The organism is Pseudomonas sp. CC11G (genome assembly GCF_056174845.1).
In genome coordinates this window covers 221,415-237,514 of the sequence record NZ_JBWBZC010000001.1, presented here as the reverse complement: position 1 = coordinate 237,514, position 16,100 = coordinate 221,415, and the positions used below count along the sequence as shown (strand labels likewise).

The window sequence follows — 16,100 nt, the reverse complement described above, 5'->3', positions numbered from 1 at the left end:
ACCCTTTTCCCTTACAGGGTGTGTGAAAACGTCCCGTCCTACTGCAGAGCTCCTAGTTATGTCCCAACTGCCCTGGTCCACCATTGATACCGTCTTGCTCGATATGGACGGCACCCTGCTGGACCTGCATTTCGACAACCACTTCTGGCTCGAGCACCTGCCCCAGCGCTTTGCCGAGGTGCATGGCGTAACCCGCGAGCAAGCCGATGCGCAAATGCTGCCGCTGTTTCGCGACCATGCCGGGCAGTTGAATTGGTACTGCACGGACTTCTGGACCGCGCAACTGAACCTGCCGATTCGCGAGCTGAAACGGGAAGTGGCCCATCTGATTTCCCTGCGGCCCGATGCCGACAAATTCCTCGTCGCCCTGCGCCAGGCGGGCAAGCGCGTGGTGCTGATCACCAACGCCCACCGCGACTCGCTGTCGTTGAAGATGGAGCGCATTGAACTGGCGCCCTACTTCGACCGCCTGATCAGCTCCCACGACTATGGTTATCCCAAAGAAGACCAACGCTTCTGGGCCGCTCTGCAAAACGACTTTGCTTTCGAGCCCGAGCGCAGCCTGTTTATCGACGACAGCCTGCCGATTCTGCGCAGTGCCCGGCAGTACGGCGTGGCCCAGCTACTCGCGGTGCGCGAACCCGACAGCCGCAAAGGGCCGAAAGACACCGAAGAATTCCCGGCGGTGGATGATTACCGCCTGCTGATCGACGGCCTGCTCTAAGCCCGCCACCTGGAGGTCGCGATGGACATCAAGCAGCTGAAATTTCTCATCGCCCTCGATGAAACCCGGCACTTCGGCCAGGCGGCCGCGCGCTGCCACGTTACCCAGCCGACTTTGTCGATGCGCCTACGCAGTCTTGAAGAAGAGCTGCAACTGCCGCTGGTACTGCGTGGCCAGCGCTTTGAAGGCTTTACCGAATCCGGCGAACGGGTGCTGGCCTGGGCGCGCAGCGTAATCGCCGCGTATGACGGCCTGAACGCCGAAGCCGCCGCCTGCCGCGGCAGTTTGATCGGCACCTTGCGCCTGGGCGTGGTGCCGCTGTCCAGCTACGACCCCGTTCCCCTGCTGCAGCGCCTGCACCAGCAACACCCGAGCCTGCGCTTTGAATTGTCGGCGCTCAGCTCCGAGCAAATCCTCGAACAGTTGGCCAGCAACCGGCTCGACCTCGGCGTGTCGTACCTCGACCGCCTGAACGCCGAACACTTCGACAGCCTCAACCTGATGCAAACCCGCATGGGCCTGCTCTATGACCAACGCTTCTTCCGTTTCGAGGCCCCCGAACTAACTTGGGAAGCGCTGATCGACCTGCCCCTGGGCCTGCTCTCCAGCGGCATGCACTTTCGCCAATCCATCAACCACAACTTCCGCAGCCGCGGCCTTACGCCCTCGCCGCTGCTGGAAACCGACGTGGTACACCAGCTTTTACAGGCCGTTCACGGCGGCTTGTGCTGCGCGATCATGCCGCTCTATGGCGGCCTGGATATGCTGACCAAACACCTCAAGCTGCAACCCATCGAAGACGCCCAGACCCTCGCACCGCTGGGCCTCATCATGCGCCGCAGCGCGCCACGCTCTTCGTTGGCCGAAGCGTGTTTTCAGGAAGCGGGCGCGATGCTGCTCGAATCCTGACCACCCATCATCGACGCGCTCTATCACCACATCAGCACTGACGATTAGACGCCATCGGTCAACCGGCCTAGGCTGTTCAAATAACGATCAACCGAACCTCGTGCATCTCGGTGACGACAATGAACGCCAAACGCCAACCCCTTGCGGCGGTTCCCGCCTGCGCCTCTGCTTCCCCCCTTAGCGAAGCCAGCCAGCCCTACAGCTTTTGTGAGCTAGAGCACAGCGCAGCGGCGCCTGCCGACCTGGCCGAAGAGGTGGCGCTGGCCATTGCCTACAACGGTATCAGCCAGGCGGTCATGTTGGTTTCCCCCAACGACCTGGAAGATTTCGTCATCGGCTTCAGCCTCGGCAGCGGCATTGTCGAGTCCATCGACGACATTTATGACCTCAAGCTCAGCGGCAGCGGTTCGGCCCGTCAGGCCGAGGTGCAAATCAGCAGCCGCGCCTTCTGGAATCTCAAGCAGCAACGCCGGCAAATGACCGGCACCAGCGGCTGCGGCCTGTGCGGCGTGGAAGCCGTGGAGCAAGCGCTGCCGCAACTCACCGCATTAACCCAGGCGCCTTTGCCGCCCGCCGCCTGGCTGGTCGGCCTGCGCGACCGCATCAACGATTTTCAGCCCCTCGGCCAACACTGCGGCGCCGTACACGCAGCGCTGTTTATGGATAACCAGGGCCAACTGCTGCTGGGCCGCGAAGATATCGGCCGGCATAACGCCCTGGACAAATTGATCGGCGCCCTCACCCGCCAGCAGATTTCCACCACCGGCGGCCTGGCCCTGGTGACCAGCCGCTGCAGCCTGGAGTTAATCCAGAAAGTGCTGCGCGCCGGCATCACCACCTTGGTCAGCCTCTCGGCACCCACCGGTCTCGCCGTGCAATGGGCTCGCCGCCATAACCTCAATCTGATTCACCTGCCGCATAAAAATGCGCCGCGGGTTTACAGCCCGGAGTACCCGCAATGAGCCATCAGGTCGACACCCACCCCGCCCAACGCTACAAGCCCTACAAGGGCGCAGCCGGCGGCTGGGGCGCGTTGAAAAGCGTGGCGCACTTCTGGCTGGAGAGCGACAACGCCCTGAAAAACATCCGCACCCTGCTGAAAACCAACCAGCACGGCGGCTTCGACTGCCCGGGCTGCGCCTGGGGCGAGTCGGCGGAAAGCGGCATGGTCAAGTTCTGCGAGAACGGCGCCAAGGCGGTGAACTGGGAAGCGACCAAGCGCCGTGTCGACGCCGCCTTCTTCGCCAAACATAGCGTCACCACCCTGCGCGAACAGAGCGACTATTGGCTGGAATTCCAGGGCCGCCTCACCGAACCGATGGTCTACGACCCGGCGAGCGACCACTACAAACCGATTTCCTGGGACGCCGCTTTCGAGCTCATCGCCCAGCACCTCAACGCCCTGGCCAGCCCCAACGAGGCCGAGTTCTATACCTCAGGTAGAGCCAGCAACGAGGCCGCATTTCTCTACCAACTGTTTGTGCGCGCTTACGGCACCAACAACTTTCCCGACTGCTCGAACATGTGCCACGAGGCCAGCGGTGTGGCCCTGGGGCAAAGCGTCGGGGTTGGTAAAGGCACGGTCACCTTCGAAGACTTCGAACACGCCGACGCCATTTTCGTCATCGGCCAGAACCCCGGCACCAACCACCCGCGCATGCTCGAACCGCTGCGTGAGGCGGTGCAGCGCGGCGCGCAAGTGGTGTGCCTGAATCCGCTGAAAGAACGCGGTCTGGAACGTTTCCAACACCCGCAGCACCCGATTGAAATGCTCAGCAACGGCGACCGCCCGACCAGCACCACCTTCTTCCGCCCGGCACTGGGCGGCGATATGGCGGCGTTGCGCGGCATGGCCAAGTTTCTCCTTAAATGGGACCGCGAAGCCCAGGCCAAAGGCAAATCCACAGTCTTTGACCACGCCTTTATCGCCCAGCACACCGCGCAGGTGGAGGCGTACCTGGAGGTTGTGGAAGCCACGAGTTGGGAGCACATCATCGAGCAGTCCGGCCTCACCAAGGCCGACATCGAGCAGATGGCGCACCTTTACCGCAATGCCGAGCGCGTGATCATGTGCTGGGCCATGGGCGTGACCCAGCACCGCCATTCGGTGCCGACCATTCAGGAAATCGCCAACCTGATGCTGCTGCGCGGCAACATCGGCAAACCCGGCGCCGGCCTGTGCCCGGTGCGTGGCCACAGCAACGTGCAGGGCGACCGCACCATGGGCATCAACGACCGGCCGCCGGCGTTTTTCCTCGATGCGCTGGAACGCCGTTTCGACTTCAAGGTGCCCCGTGAATTCGGCCACAACACCGTGGAAGCCATTCACGCCATGCTCGATGGCCAGGCCAAGGTGTTTATCGGCCTGGGCGGCAACTTCGCCCAAGCCACGCCCGACACCCCGCGCGCCCACCAGGCCCTGCAGAACTGCGACCTTACGGTACAGATCAGCACCAAGCTCAACCGCAGCCACCTGACCCTCGGCAAACAGGCGCTGATTCTGCCGTGCCTGGGCCGTACCGATATCGACCGCCAGGCCAACGGCCCGCAAGCGGTGACCGTGGAAGACTCCTTCAGCATGGTGCACGCCTCCAACGGCCAGCTGCAGCCGCTGAGCAAACAAATGCGCTCGGAGCCGGCCATCGTCGCCGGCATCGCCGCCGCTACCTTGGGCAACAAGCCGGTGAACTGGCTATGGCTGATTGAAGACTACGACCGCATTCGCGAGCTGATCGCCGATGTGGTGCCGGGCTTCCAGGGCTTTAATCAGCGTGCCCGCGACCCGGGTGGTTTCTACCTCGGCAATGCCGCCGGGCAACGCCGCTGGAACACCGCCTCGGGCCTGGCCACGTTCAAAGCCAACGCCCTGCCGGACCACCTGATCCACGAAGGCATTCGCGCCCGTGGCGAAGTGCCAGACCTGATCATGCAAACCATGCGTTCGCACGATCAATACAACACCACCATCTACGGCCTCGACGACCGTTATCGCGGGGTGAAAGGCCAGCGCGATGTGGTGTTCGCCAACGAAGCCGACATCATCCGCCTGGGCTACAAGCCCGGGCAGAAGGTGGACGTGTTGTCGTTATGGGGTGACGGGCGTGAGCGGCGCATCAGCGGGTTTACGTTGCTGGCCTACGATATTCCGGCCGGGCAAGCGGCGGCGTATTACCCGGAGACAAACCCGTTGGTGCCGTTGGAAAGCGTGGGTGATGGTAGCTATACGCCGACTTCGAAATTCGTCGCCATTCGCTTCGAGCCGGCGCGGGATAACGGGCGGATTATCTAAACCATCCTACGGTCACTCGATACTTCTGGCGTCGGTGATCCACGGTTCAAACCGCTTACCAAAGGCGAGTTCAACGCTCACCTTGCTGCGCTCTTCAGCCGAGCGGTCATAGGGCTGCCAACCACTGAATACGTCGCGCCATTGGCCCGGCACGCTGAGGTCGGCGAGGTCGACATACAGCAAATAACCCAGCTCCCTCGGAACGCGCCGTTCCCATTCCCAGCCCATGCGCAAGCTGGCACGCGCCACGCTGTAACGGCTGCGGTCCGGGTACCGCTCGCGCAAGCGCGCGGCATCAAGGTCGGCGTCCACAACGTACAGCCGGGTATCCACGTCGCGCAGCCGTTCCAGCTCATATTCAGCGCTCGGCGGCTGCGCTTGCGTTTGCTCTGCCTCTGACGACGCCTTTTTTTGCTCCTGCTTCAATTCCAGTTCGACGGCGGTCAGCGCGGCCTGATAGCCCGCACCGTTCAGTTCCAACACCACGAAACCGTCGCGTTCGATACGGTCTCTGCGCTCGACCGTGCCGTTCTCGCCCATGTCGAAACCCAGGGCCGTCAGCTTGTCCGGCGTTACCCAGCCCTTGGCCACGCGGACTTCCAGGTCCAGCACTTGCCCCGCCAGATCGCTGTCATCCCGCAGTTGGTTGTAGGCCATCGACAACTCCCGCTCGCTCAACCGCAATACGCTGTCGGGTTCGCCACTGCGGTTGTAAAACACCCCGCCGAGCGCGACCGCATTGCTCAGCACAATCAACCCGGCCCCCAGCCAGAACGTGCGTTTTAGCGGGCTCATGCTGCACCGCCTGCCGAGTAGCGACGCAACCGTTGCATCAGCACCAGCAACAACACGGCAATGGCCCCGATAGCGAGGAAGAACAGGTATTTGGGCAGACTCTCCCACCACCAGTCGAACAGCTTGGTGTAGAGAAACAGCACGCCGAACACCATGCAGGTGGTGCTGACTTCACGCCAGCCACGGCGAATGCCCAGCCAGATACCGAGCCCGGCCAGCACAAAACCCAGGTACTGGTAGAGCGACTCGATAGCCGAGGCCTCGAGCGACAAGTAACTGCTCTCGCCCCAGAACGACAGCACCAGCACCGGCAGAAAAATGAACAGCAGCGCGAACACCCGGTACAGCGCGGCAAAGCCTGGGAAGCGCTCGTGCTTGATCACCAGCGGCAGGCAGAACAGCACCAGCGCCGACGGGAAGAAGTTTTCCGGGCGGTCGCCTACCGACAACCAATACCCACCACCAAACGCGCCAACCCGCGCAGCGATATAGCCGCCCACGCAGATCAGCCCGGCGGCCAGCAGTAGGCGCAGGTTGCATTGGTAAGCGAGGAGAAAGGCGAGCATGGCCCAGGGGATCAGGGCTTTGTCGGAAGGGGTGATATTGAATATCTGCCCGGCCAGCGACAGGTTCAGCACAAAGGCGATAAACGCCAGCAGCGCCGCCAGCTTGGTGTAGTAGCCGCTGCGGTCATGGCCGTGCAACCAGATGGTCAGGCCGAAGGTGCCGAGGGTGGTGCCAAGCAGAATCGCCACCTGCTGCACTTCGCTGAACAGGCCCCAGAACTGGTGGAACAGAAAAAACAGACTGGCCGCCAGTGCCAACGCACCGAATAGCGAGGCCGCGCGCATGCCCAGCGAGAGCTGGCGAGAGCGCTCGTCGGCGTCGATATCCAGGGTGGTGGAAAAGTGCTGCAGCAGTTGCCGGTGATGTTCATCGACCTGCTGACGCTGCTCGGGCGCGAGGGTTAGTACCCGCTCGGCTTGCAGCTGTTTGAGTTCCTGGCGAAACGCCTCGATCTGACCGAGCCGTTGCTGTGCCTGTTCGGCGTTCATGCCTGCTCCTTGGCGGGGGGAAGTGCAGGCGATTCTGGCAGGTAGGACCGTAGGATGGGTAGAGCGCAGCGAAACCCATCGTTACGCGAATCGATGGGTTTCGGCTATGCCTCGCCAAGACGGCCCCAACCAATCCTACGCCTCTCCTACAAGAGACCTCAGACCCCACCAGAAAAGTAAAAGTTTCCTAGCTAAAACATATATTTACGAAACGTGAACAAACCCGTACCGGCTGTCGATTGAGGCTTGTTTGTGTACCGAAGCGGATACAGGATCGGCGCGTCTTTCCTACATAGGTTTCTCCCTGCATGAAGTACTCGCGCATTTTTATCCTGTCCCTTGGCTTGCTCGGCAGCCAGGCATTTGCAGCCGAAGGCAATACCGAAGCCGGTATTGGCGGCGCACTGGGCGGGGTGTTGGGCTCGGTAGTGGGTGAACAGATGGGCGGCTCCACCGGCGCGGCGATCGGCGCTGGCGTGGGCGGTGCAGGCGGTGCGGCCGTCGGCGCGCGTAAGGGCAATAAAACCGAGGCAGCCATTGGTGGCGGCATCGGCGCTGCGGGTGGCAATGTCATCGGCAATAAAATGGGCGGCAGCACCGGCGGCATGATCGGTGCGGGCGTCGGTGGTGCAGCGGGTGGCGCGCTGGGTAATAACTACGGCAGCGCCAGCCGCGCCGATGACGAGCGCGAAAGCCACAGCAAGAAACGCAACTACCGTCACGACAATGGCCATCACTACGGCCATGGCAAACATAAGCACCGTCGTCACGACTAAATAAAAAAACCGCCCAGTTGGGCGGTTTTTTTATGGCGTTGAATAAGCGTTTTAACCCACTACCAAATCGCTCAAGGCCTTGCGCAACCCATCCGGAATACTCACCGGCCGATTGCTCTCGCGGTCCACAAACACGTGCACAAACCGCCCCGCCGCGCAGGCTTCGTCCTCGCCCGCCTTGAACACTGCCAACTCGTACTGCACCGAGCTATTGCCCAGCTTGCCGACCCGCAGGCCAATCTCGATCCGGTCGGGAAAGGCGATGGAAGCGAAGTAGTCGCACGACGAGCTCACCACAAACCCCACTACCGCGCCGCCATGGATATCCAGGCCGCCCACTTCGATCAGGTAGGTGTTCACCGCGCTGTCGAAGAAGCTGTAGTAGGTCACGTTGTTCACATGGCCATACACGTCGTTGTCGTGCCAGCGTGTGGTGATCGGCTGGAAGTGGGCGTAGTCGCTGCGCAGGTGTTGGCGGTCGGTCATCGAGGTACTCATCAGTAAGCGGCTTGGTAGATCGCCAGGGCATCGGCTTCGGTCACGGCGCGCGGGTTATTCACCAGCAGGCGCTGTTGCAGCATCGCATCGCTGGCCAGTTGCGCCAGCATCTCCTCCGGCACGCCGGCATCGCGCAGGCGGCTCGGTAAACCATGGCGCTCATTCAGCGCCGACAGCTCGGCAATAAATTGTTCGGTCAGGCTCTGCGTGTCACCTGCCTTCAGCTTGTCGCCCAACAGCAGCGGCGCCAGCTCGGCGTACAGCGCATTGGCGGCCGACGCATTGAAGCGCAGCACATGGGGCAGCACCAGCGCATTGCTCAGGCCGTGGGGAATATGGAAGTGGCCGCCCAGCGGATACGCCAGGGCATGCACCGCCGCCACCGGCGCGTTGGCGAATGCCTGACCGGCCAGCAAGGCGCCGAGCAACATCGCTTGCCGCGCGCTGCGGTTCTGGCCGTTGTGCACCGCCTCGTGCAGGTTGGCGGCGAGCAGGCGCAGGGCCTCACGGGCGAGCAAGTCCGACAACGGATTTTTCTTCAGCGCGCTGGTGTACGACTCGATGGCATGCACCATCGCATCGATACCGGTAGCGGCGGTGACTGCCGGCGGCAGGCCGAGGGTCAGGTCGGCATCCAGCAGCGCCAGGTCGGGCAACAGCAGCGGCGACACCACGCCCATCTTGGTGGTTTCGCCGGTGGTGATGATAGCGATCTGGGTGACTTCCGAACCGGTGCCGGCGGTGGTCGGCACCTGAATCAGCGGCAAGCGCTGACCACGGGCATTGCCCACGCCGTAGATATCTTTGAGCTCCTGCTTGCAGTCCGGGTGGGCCAGCAAGGCGACCAGCTTGGCCACGTCCATGGAGCTGCCGCCGCCAAAACCGATGATCAATTGCGCGCGCAATTCGCGGGCCTGGGTGACGGCCTTCAGCACGATGGCTTCGGGCGGGTCGGCCACCACCTGGTCGAACACCGCCACGCTCAGGCCTTCGTCGGCAAACCCTGGCAGCACGTCGTTAAGCAGGCCGAATTTGGTGATGCCGGGGTCGGTGACGATCAGCACCGAGTCGGCCCCGCGCTCGCGGCACAGGGCGGCCAGGCGGCGGGCCGAGCCGGATTCGCAGATGATCTGCGCGGTAGTGGCAAAGCTGAACGGATGCATGACGATCTCCTCAGGGTGAAGGCGGTGTAACAGCGCTCGGCTGACGGGCGAAAAAGGCCCAGATGGCTTCGGGTGCATTAAAGCCGTCGGTGTTATGGCCCAGCAAACGCGGGGCGCGGTAATTCGGTTGCGGCACCAGATGGCCGCCGCCGGCCAGGGCATACAGGGCGACTTCATGTTTACCCGCGGCCTGCCATTGTTGGAAGCGCACGTTGGCGCTCGGTTCCTGCTGCACAGTGGCTTGCGCGGGGTAGCCGTTCAAGCCAGCGAAATAGGCCACGGTATCGGCCGACGAACGCACGGTGCCGCGATTGCCCAAACCGAACAAAGTGACCTTGCCGCCGTTGAACGGGTTGATGGGGTCATCGGTGCCATTGATCACCAGCACCGATGCCGGCTTGCCGCTGCTCTGGCAGGCCAGGTTGTCGTTAGTCGGCAGACTGGCCGACACCGCCGCCACGCCGGCGAGCAGTTCAGGCTGCTCCAACGCCAGGCGGAAACCCAGGTGACCACCGCTGGAATAGCCGGTCAAAAAAGCCCGCGCAGGGTCGATGTGCTGCTGCTCGGCGAAGCGCTGAATCAGCGCGGCGACAAAACCTTTGTCATCGATATTTTGAGTGCGGGCGGCGTAGTCGGCCGCCTTGCGGCAGTCGTTCCAGTTGTTCTCAAAACCTTGTGGATACACCACCACAAAACCCTTGGCATCGGCCAGGCGCTCGAACTCATAGCCGGTGTAGGCGCGGATGTCGTCGCTGGTTTGCAGCGAGCCGTGCAGCACGAACACCAAAGGCGGGTTGGCTGGGAGTTGTTTGGGCACGTAGTAGCTGTACTGGCGGTCCAGTGCGCCGACCTGGATGTGGTCGTGTTGCACGCTGGCGCTCAGGGTCGGCGGGTTAGGCCGGGGGGCGTAGGCGAAATAGGCGTACAGGCAGGCGATAAGGCCCAGCACGACTACGGATATACGAACGAGCTTTTTCAATCGGCACCCTCTTTTTTATTGTTATGGATGATCGACTGAAGATTCTGGATTCCCGCCTGCGCGGGAATGACGGTGGTGTTGGTTATTTCACCGTCGTCCCGCGCAGGCGGGGACCCAGAATCCCGAGCCGTACACTTAAAACGCGAAATGCGCTTCCGGCAACGCCATCAAGCAATCCGCCCCACCCAACAGCATCTCGCGATGGCTGCTAACACGCGGCAACACACGGCGCATATAGAACCGCGCGCTGTGCAGCTTGGCTGTGTAGAAGTCCACCTCGCCGGTCCCCGCTTCCAATGCATCCTGCGCCCGCGCCGCCGCTTGCAGCCACAGACCGGCCAGCAACAGATACGAGCTGTATTGCAGGAAATCCACGGAGCAGGCGCCAATTTCTTGCGGGTCGCGATTGCTGGCCGCTAGTACGTCAGCGGTCAGCTCGCGCCATTCCTGCAGGCGGGCTTGCAGCGGTTGCACCAGGTCAGCCAGCTCGCTACGGCCGCTTTGCGCGTCGCACAGCGCGGCGAATTCGTCTTGCAGCGCGTTCAGCTCAGCCCCGCCATCACCGAGCAATTTGCGGCGGATAAAGTCCAGCGCCTGAATGCCGTTGGTGCCTTCGTAGATCTGCGTGATGCGGCTATCGCGCATCAACTGCTCCATACCCCATTCGCGGATATAGCCGTGGCCGCCGTAAATCTGCACGCCCAGGCTGGCCACTTCCTGGCCCATGTCGGTGAAGAACGATTTCACGATTGGAATCAGCAACGCCACACGCTTGCTCGCCACCTTGCGCTCGGCCGGGTCCGGGTGACCGTGCTCCAGGTCGAGCTGGCGCGCGGTGTAGGCCGAGAGCATGCGGCTGCCTTCCACCAGGGTTTTCTGGGTGAGCAGCATACGGCGCACATCGGGGTGCACGATGATCGGGTCGGCGGCTTTCTCAGGCGCGGCCGGGCCGGTAAGCGCGCGCGATTGCAGACGCTCACGGGCATAGCTCAGGGCGCCCTGGTAGGAACGTTCGGCAATGCCCAGGCCTTGCAGGCCGACCTGGAAACGCGCGTCGTTCATCATGGTGAACATGCACGCCAGGCCCTGGTTGGCCGAACCGATCAGCCAGCCTTTGGCGCCGTCGAAGTTCATCACGCAGGTGGCGGCACCTTTGATGCCCATCTTGTGTTCGATGGCGCCGCAGCTCAGGGAGTTTTTCTCACCCGGCGCACCATTGGATTTGGCGATGTATTTGGGCACCAGCAACAGGCTGATGCCTTTTACGCCGGCCGGGGCATCGGGCAGACGGGCGAGCACCAGGTGGACGATGTTCTCAGACATGTCCTGCTCACCGCCGCTGATAAAAATCTTGCTGCCGGTAACGGCGTAGCTGCCATCGGCTTGCGGTTCGGCCTTGGTGCGCAGCAGCGCGAGGTCGGTGCCGGCTTGCGGCTCGGTGAGGCACATGGTGCCAGTCCAGCTGCCGCTGACCATCTTGCCCAGGTACGAATTCTTCAGCTCTTCGCTGCCGTGCTTGTACAGCGCCAGCACGGCGCCTTCGGTGAGGCCGGAATAGACGCGAAACGACAGGCTCGCCGCCATCAGCATTTCATGGAAGCTGGCCGCCACCATCTGCGGGAAGCCCTGGCCGCCGTACTGGGTCGGGCCGGTCATGCTGGCCCAGCCGTTATCCACATACTGCTGGTACGCATCGCGAAAACCGGTCGGCGTGGTGACCTTGCCATCGACCAGCGTTACGCCCTCTTCGTCGCTGCCACGGTTAAGCGGCGCGACCACTTCGCCGGTGTAGCGCGCGGCTTCTTCCAGCACGCCATCCACCAGTTCGCGGTCCAGGCCGTTGTCGAGCAGTTCGCAGTGGGCGCCGACGTCGAACATCTCGTGCAGCACAAAGCGCATATCGCGCAGCGGGGCTTGATAGCTCATAGCGAACCCTCTTTAACGTCGGAAAAGCGTTTGCCGCTGGTGGCCAGTTGTTCGATCAATTTGGCCGGCTGCCAGTGGTTGCCGAAATGGGTTTGCAGGGTCTGCAAGCGGGCAAGAATATCGTCCACGCCCTGGCTGTCGGCCCAGCTCATCGGCCCTTCTTTCTCTTTCGGGAAGCCGTAGCCATTGAGGTACACCAGGTCGACGTCATGGCTGTTGGCGGCAATGTTTTCTTCGAGAATTTTTGCGCCCTCGTTCACCAGCGCCAGCAGGCAGCGTTCGAGAATTTCTTCCTGGCCGATGGAGCGACGTTTGAAGCCCAGCTGTTCGGACACCTGCAGCACCAGCGCGTCTACTTCCGGGTCGTGCTCGGCCTGGCGGCTGCCTTCGGCGTAACGGTAGTAACCCATGCGCGCTTTCTGACCGAAGCGGCCCAGTTCGCATAGGCGCGTATCCACTTGCACGGCCGGATCATCCTGGCCCTTGCCAGCCAGTTCACGGGCACGCCATTCCAGGTCGATGCCGACCACGTCGTACATACGGAACGGGCCCATGGCAAAACCGAAGCCTTGCAGCGCGGCGTCCACTTGATGCGGGTATGCGCCTTCGAGCAGCAGCATGCGCGCTTCCCGTACATAGGTGGCGAGCATGCGGTTGCCGATAAAACCGTCGCAGTTGCCGGCCACCACGCTGACTTTGCCGATGCGCTTGCCCAGAGCGACCGCCGCGTCGAGCACCGCTTTACTGGTTTTTTCGCCACGTACGATTTCCAGCAATTTCATGATGTGCGCCGGGCTGAAGAAGTGCAGGCCGAGCACGTCTTGCGGGCGTTGGGTGACGTTGGCGATGGCGTCGATATCCAGCGCCGAGGTGTTACTGGCGAGAATCGCGCCCTGTTTAACGGTGGTATCCAGGGTGCGGAAAATCTGCTGCTTGAGCTCAAGGTTTTCGTACACCGCTTCGATCACCAGGTCGGCCTCGGCCAGCGCGGCGTAATCGCCCACCGGGGTCACACAAGCCAGCCGCGCGGCGGAGTCTTCGGGGGTGATACGGCCCAGCTTGACGTTATGGGCGTTGGTGTCGGCCACCACGCCCATGGCTTGTTCGAGCATCTGCGGATTGTTGTCCAGCCACAGCACCTGAATGCCGGCATTGGCCAGGCTCATGACGATGCCACGGCCCATGGTGCCGGCGCCGATAACGGCGGCGCGTTTGATATCGAAGGTGCTCTGGGTCATCTGGGACTCCTTTTTATTAAGGGGCTGCGCGCAGCAGCAAACGCAAAAACGCCCAACACCATAAGTAAAGCGCTACTATTTTTGAAATTTAGTCTTGTGATATTTGGCATTCACCCAATGAATATCTCCACGTTCGACCTCAATCTGCTGCGCGTACTTGATGCCTTGCTGCGTGAATGCAATGTGTCGCGCGCAGCCGAACGCCTGTCGTTGAGCCAGCCGGCGGTGAGTAACGCCCTCAATCGTTTGCGAGTTTTGCTCGATGATCCGCTGCTGGTGCGGGTCGGTCGCGCCATGCAACCGACCCCACGCGCGTTGGCGCTGGCCGGGCCGATTCGCGCGGCGTTGCAGCAGATTGAACAAAGCCTGAGCGCGGGCGAAATCTTCGACCCGGCGCGCAGCAAGCAGCGTTTCAATATCGCTGTGACCGACTATGTAGAGCTGATTTGCATGCCGCGCCTGATCGAACAGCTTAGTCAGCTGGCGCCGGGCATTCGCATAGAAATCCACCACCTGAGCCCGAGCTTGCCCAGTGATGCGTTGGATAAAGGTGAGCTGGATCTGGTTCTAGGCCGCTTCGAAGACATTCCCCCGCGCTTCGCCCGCCGCCACTGGATGAGCGAAACCCTGCAATTGGCAGTGCGTGAGGGGCACCCGCTGCTGACCGACGAGGCGCCGCTGGATTTGGAGCGCTTTCTGGCCCTGCGGCATTTGTGGGTGCACGGCGGGCAAACCCGCGGCATGGTCGATCAATGGCTAAGCGAGCAAGGCCTGAGCCGCACCATCACCTACACCACGCCGAACTACCTGCAAGCGGCGCATATCGTTGCCAGCAGCGAATTGGCGGCCGTATTGCCCAGTCAGTTGGCGCAACACTTCGCTGCGCTGCTGCCGCTTACCCTGTGGGATCTGCCGATGCCGCTGGGGCCGTTCCACCTGGAAATCGTCCATCTCGGCCAACGCCTTCGCGACCCGGCGCTGCAATGGCTGGTGGAGCAGATCATGCTGATCGGGCTGCCCGATGCACCATGAAGAGGTACGTTCGTCGGTTTTTCGCGCGGAACGCCACGGCAAGCGCGGCAAATGAGGGCTGGCACGTCGGTGCAAAAGCGCTTTTTGCCGATTTATCCACAGCCCCCGGCTCATGGGCGATCAAGCGCAACGGGCGGCGGTGCCAAGCGCGGCGGGTCAACGGCAGGGGCAAAAAGTTCTAGACCATCTGCTTCGGGTAGCTATGCCACATCCGCCTAAAGAGCGGCGGTTTAGGCACTTACACTGACATTCCCAGGCCATAAAACCAGGGAGCCTTTTATGCCCTTAGCCATCGACAGCGTGAACAATGCGTTCTACACCACTACCCCGGTAGTGCCCAACAACAACCTGCTGACCACTGCGACGCAGGCCAGCAACACGACCTCCCTGGCAGATCGATTGCAAGCCAGTAACGAGGCCGCCGAGGCCCGTAGGCAGCAGCTGCAAGAGCAGCGAGACCTGCAGGCACAGCAAACGCAGCAGCGTCAGGTAGACCTGCAGCAGGCCCAGCAGCAACAGATTCAGGACCTGCAGAACCAGCTAGCCCAGGCGCAGCTGGACGCCTTTAATCAGCAGCAGGACGACCTGAACAATCCGTTCTCCGCCGAGAACATTGCTCGTCAGCAGTTGGCGACCAACACCAACCCGCAGGCACTTGGGTTGAATGGTCAGAGCCAGGTGACTACGTTGGTGGCCACGCAGGCCATTACCACCTACCAGGAAACCCAGAATGGGGTGGATTTGCTTAATCCTGGTCTGGTTGCTTAATGGAATCGCTCTTGTGGGAGAAGCTTCAGCCTCGATTGCCTTTTCTAGGAATCGAGGCCGAATCCTCTCCCACAAAAGTGCGTTGACGCAAAAAAACATGGACCCTTTTTGCGGTCCGGGCGGTCAACTTCTGTAGACCCATACAGGAGAACACCCATGAAACAATGGATCTTTGCCGCTTGCTGCCTGCTCACCCTCGCCGGCTGCTCGAGCGATTACATTATCAACACAACCGACGGCCAGATGATCAACACCCAGGGCAAACCTGAGCTGGATGATGAGACCGGCCTGCTGCAATACGAAGATGCCGATGGCAACGAACAGCAGATTCCGCAGGCCCAGGTAAAAGGCTTGATCGAGCGCTAAGCGCAATCAACGCCCACAAAAAACCGCCCTCGAAGGGCGGTTTTTTTATGACTGGCAGACGGCAATCAACTTTTGCCGAGCGCGTCCTGGTTGGCGAGGAAGTCTTCCTGCAGCAGCGCATCGGTGTCCTCACCGGTGGCTTCATCGAATTCGGTCGGGATATGGCCGGTGGAGACGATTTTGGCGTCCAGGCGACCCAGCAGGTGCTCCAGCGCATGGCGCATTTTTTCCGCAGCGCCTTCGACGGCGAGGTCTACGGATTCGGCTTTATGGGTAACGGAAATCGGCTGATGGCCTTTGGGGCGTGCTTCGATCTGGCAGCGTTTGTCTTCGGCACCGGCTTTGCTGCCGTTCTCATCGCTTAAGTGAATTTCCAACCGGGTGAGAAAATCGTCGAACCGCTCCAACCGATCACTGACTGCTGAACCGACCCACTCCTGGAGACGGGCACTGCCTTGCATATCGTTGCTGTTGACTTGAACTTGCATAGCTACCTCGTTTACGACGGTTGTAGGTGTTGGAAACCAGATATACAGGCAAGGTTCAGGTAAAGCATTGATCTAAATCGAGCGGGATGTTTCT

General features: G+C 61.6%; 16 protein-coding genes. 8 read left to right on the top strand and 8 right to left on the bottom strand.

The window, feature by feature from the left end; genetic code table 11:
- Positions 1-58 precede the first annotated feature (58 nt).
- The 4 genes from yrfG to AC0V2S_RS01150 all read left to right on the top strand — a co-directional run bounded on the left by yrfG (position 59) and on the right by AC0V2S_RS01150 (position 4,922).
- Positions 59-724 (top strand): GMP/IMP nucleotidase, encoded by a 666-nt coding sequence (yrfG, locus tag AC0V2S_RS01165; RefSeq protein WP_475508139.1) that lies wholly within the window; start codon positions 59-61, stop codon positions 722-724.
- A gap of 21 nt (positions 725-745) precedes the next feature.
- Positions 746-1,633, top strand: coding sequence for a LysR family transcriptional regulator (locus AC0V2S_RS01160; RefSeq protein ID WP_475508138.1), 888 nt, complete (start codon positions 746-748; stop codon positions 1,631-1,633).
- A gap of 119 nt (positions 1,634-1,752) precedes the next feature.
- Complete coding sequence (gene fdhD / locus AC0V2S_RS01155) at positions 1,753-2,595, top strand: formate dehydrogenase accessory sulfurtransferase FdhD (protein ID WP_475508137.1); 843 nt, start codon at positions 1,753-1,755, stop codon at positions 2,593-2,595.
- On the top strand, positions 2,592-4,922 hold the full coding sequence (locus AC0V2S_RS01150; protein ID WP_475508136.1) for an FdhF/YdeP family oxidoreductase: 2,331 nt from the start codon (positions 2,592-2,594) through the stop codon (positions 4,920-4,922). Before fdhD ends, AC0V2S_RS01150 begins: the two co-directional genes overlap by 4 nt.
- 12 nt (positions 4,923-4,934) lie before the next feature.
- Here the strand turns inward: AC0V2S_RS01150 and AC0V2S_RS01145 are convergent, their stop codons facing one another.
- On the bottom strand, positions 4,935-5,717 hold the full coding sequence (locus tag AC0V2S_RS01145) for a DUF4824 family protein (RefSeq protein WP_475508135.1): 783 nt from the start codon (positions 5,715-5,717) through the stop codon (positions 4,935-4,937).
- Positions 5,714-6,772: a DUF2157 domain-containing protein gene (locus AC0V2S_RS01140; protein ID WP_475508134.1), complete on the bottom strand. Its 1,059-nt coding sequence runs from the start codon at positions 6,770-6,772 to the stop codon at positions 5,714-5,716. The genes AC0V2S_RS01145 and AC0V2S_RS01140 overlap by 4 nt, the downstream gene beginning before the upstream one ends.
- Positions 6,773-7,080: 308 nt before the next feature.
- Here AC0V2S_RS01140 and AC0V2S_RS01135 point away from each other — a divergent pair, with 308 nt between their 5' ends.
- The gene (locus tag AC0V2S_RS01135) at positions 7,081-7,548 is read left to right on the top strand and encodes a hypothetical protein (protein ID WP_475508133.1); all 468 of its coding nucleotides are present in this window, start codon (positions 7,081-7,083) and stop codon (positions 7,546-7,548) included.
- Between the two features lie 51 nt (positions 7,549-7,599).
- Here the strand turns inward: AC0V2S_RS01135 and AC0V2S_RS01130 are convergent, their stop codons facing one another.
- From AC0V2S_RS01130 to AC0V2S_RS01110, 5 genes are all read right to left on the bottom strand, one after another.
- Positions 7,600-8,034: an acyl-CoA thioesterase gene (locus AC0V2S_RS01130; protein WP_475508132.1), complete on the bottom strand. Its 435-nt coding sequence runs from the start codon at positions 8,032-8,034 to the stop codon at positions 7,600-7,602.
- Between the two features lie 11 nt (positions 8,035-8,045).
- Entirely contained in the window at positions 8,046-9,209 is a 1,164-nt protein-coding gene (locus AC0V2S_RS01125; protein WP_475508131.1) for an iron-containing alcohol dehydrogenase, read from the bottom strand.
- A gap of 10 nt (positions 9,210-9,219) precedes the next feature.
- The gene (locus AC0V2S_RS01120; protein WP_475508130.1) at positions 9,220-10,188 is read right to left on the bottom strand and encodes a CE1 family esterase; all 969 of its coding nucleotides are present in this window, start codon (positions 10,186-10,188) and stop codon (positions 9,220-9,222) included.
- A gap of 135 nt (positions 10,189-10,323) precedes the next feature.
- Positions 10,324-12,114: an acyl-CoA dehydrogenase C-terminal domain-containing protein gene (locus AC0V2S_RS01115; RefSeq protein ID WP_475508129.1), complete on the bottom strand. Its 1,791-nt coding sequence runs from the start codon at positions 12,112-12,114 to the stop codon at positions 10,324-10,326.
- Positions 12,111-13,352, bottom strand: a complete 1,242-nt coding sequence (locus AC0V2S_RS01110) for a 3-hydroxyacyl-CoA dehydrogenase (RefSeq protein WP_475508128.1) — start codon at positions 13,350-13,352, stop codon at positions 12,111-12,113. Before AC0V2S_RS01110 ends, AC0V2S_RS01115 begins: the two co-directional genes overlap by 4 nt.
- A gap of 117 nt (positions 13,353-13,469) precedes the next feature.
- Here AC0V2S_RS01110 and AC0V2S_RS01105 point away from each other — a divergent pair, with 117 nt between their 5' ends.
- The 3 genes from AC0V2S_RS01105 to AC0V2S_RS01095 all read left to right on the top strand — a co-directional run bounded on the left by AC0V2S_RS01105 (position 13,470) and on the right by AC0V2S_RS01095 (position 15,518).
- The gene (locus AC0V2S_RS01105) at positions 13,470-14,384 is read left to right on the top strand and encodes a LysR family transcriptional regulator (RefSeq protein ID WP_475508127.1); all 915 of its coding nucleotides are present in this window, start codon (positions 13,470-13,472) and stop codon (positions 14,382-14,384) included.
- 279 nt (positions 14,385-14,663) lie between these two features.
- Positions 14,664-15,152, top strand: coding sequence for a hypothetical protein (locus tag AC0V2S_RS01100; RefSeq protein WP_475508126.1), 489 nt, complete (start codon positions 14,664-14,666; stop codon positions 15,150-15,152).
- A 156-nt stretch (positions 15,153-15,308) separates the two neighbouring features.
- Positions 15,309-15,518, top strand: a complete 210-nt coding sequence (locus AC0V2S_RS01095; RefSeq protein WP_475508125.1) for a YgdI/YgdR family lipoprotein — start codon at positions 15,309-15,311, stop codon at positions 15,516-15,518.
- A 65-nt stretch (positions 15,519-15,583) separates the two neighbouring features.
- Here the strand turns inward: AC0V2S_RS01095 and AC0V2S_RS01090 are convergent, their stop codons facing one another.
- Positions 15,584-16,006 (bottom strand): HPF/RaiA family ribosome-associated protein, encoded by a 423-nt coding sequence (locus tag AC0V2S_RS01090; protein ID WP_475508124.1) that lies wholly within the window; start codon positions 16,004-16,006, stop codon positions 15,584-15,586.
- Positions 16,007-16,100 lie beyond the last annotated feature (94 nt).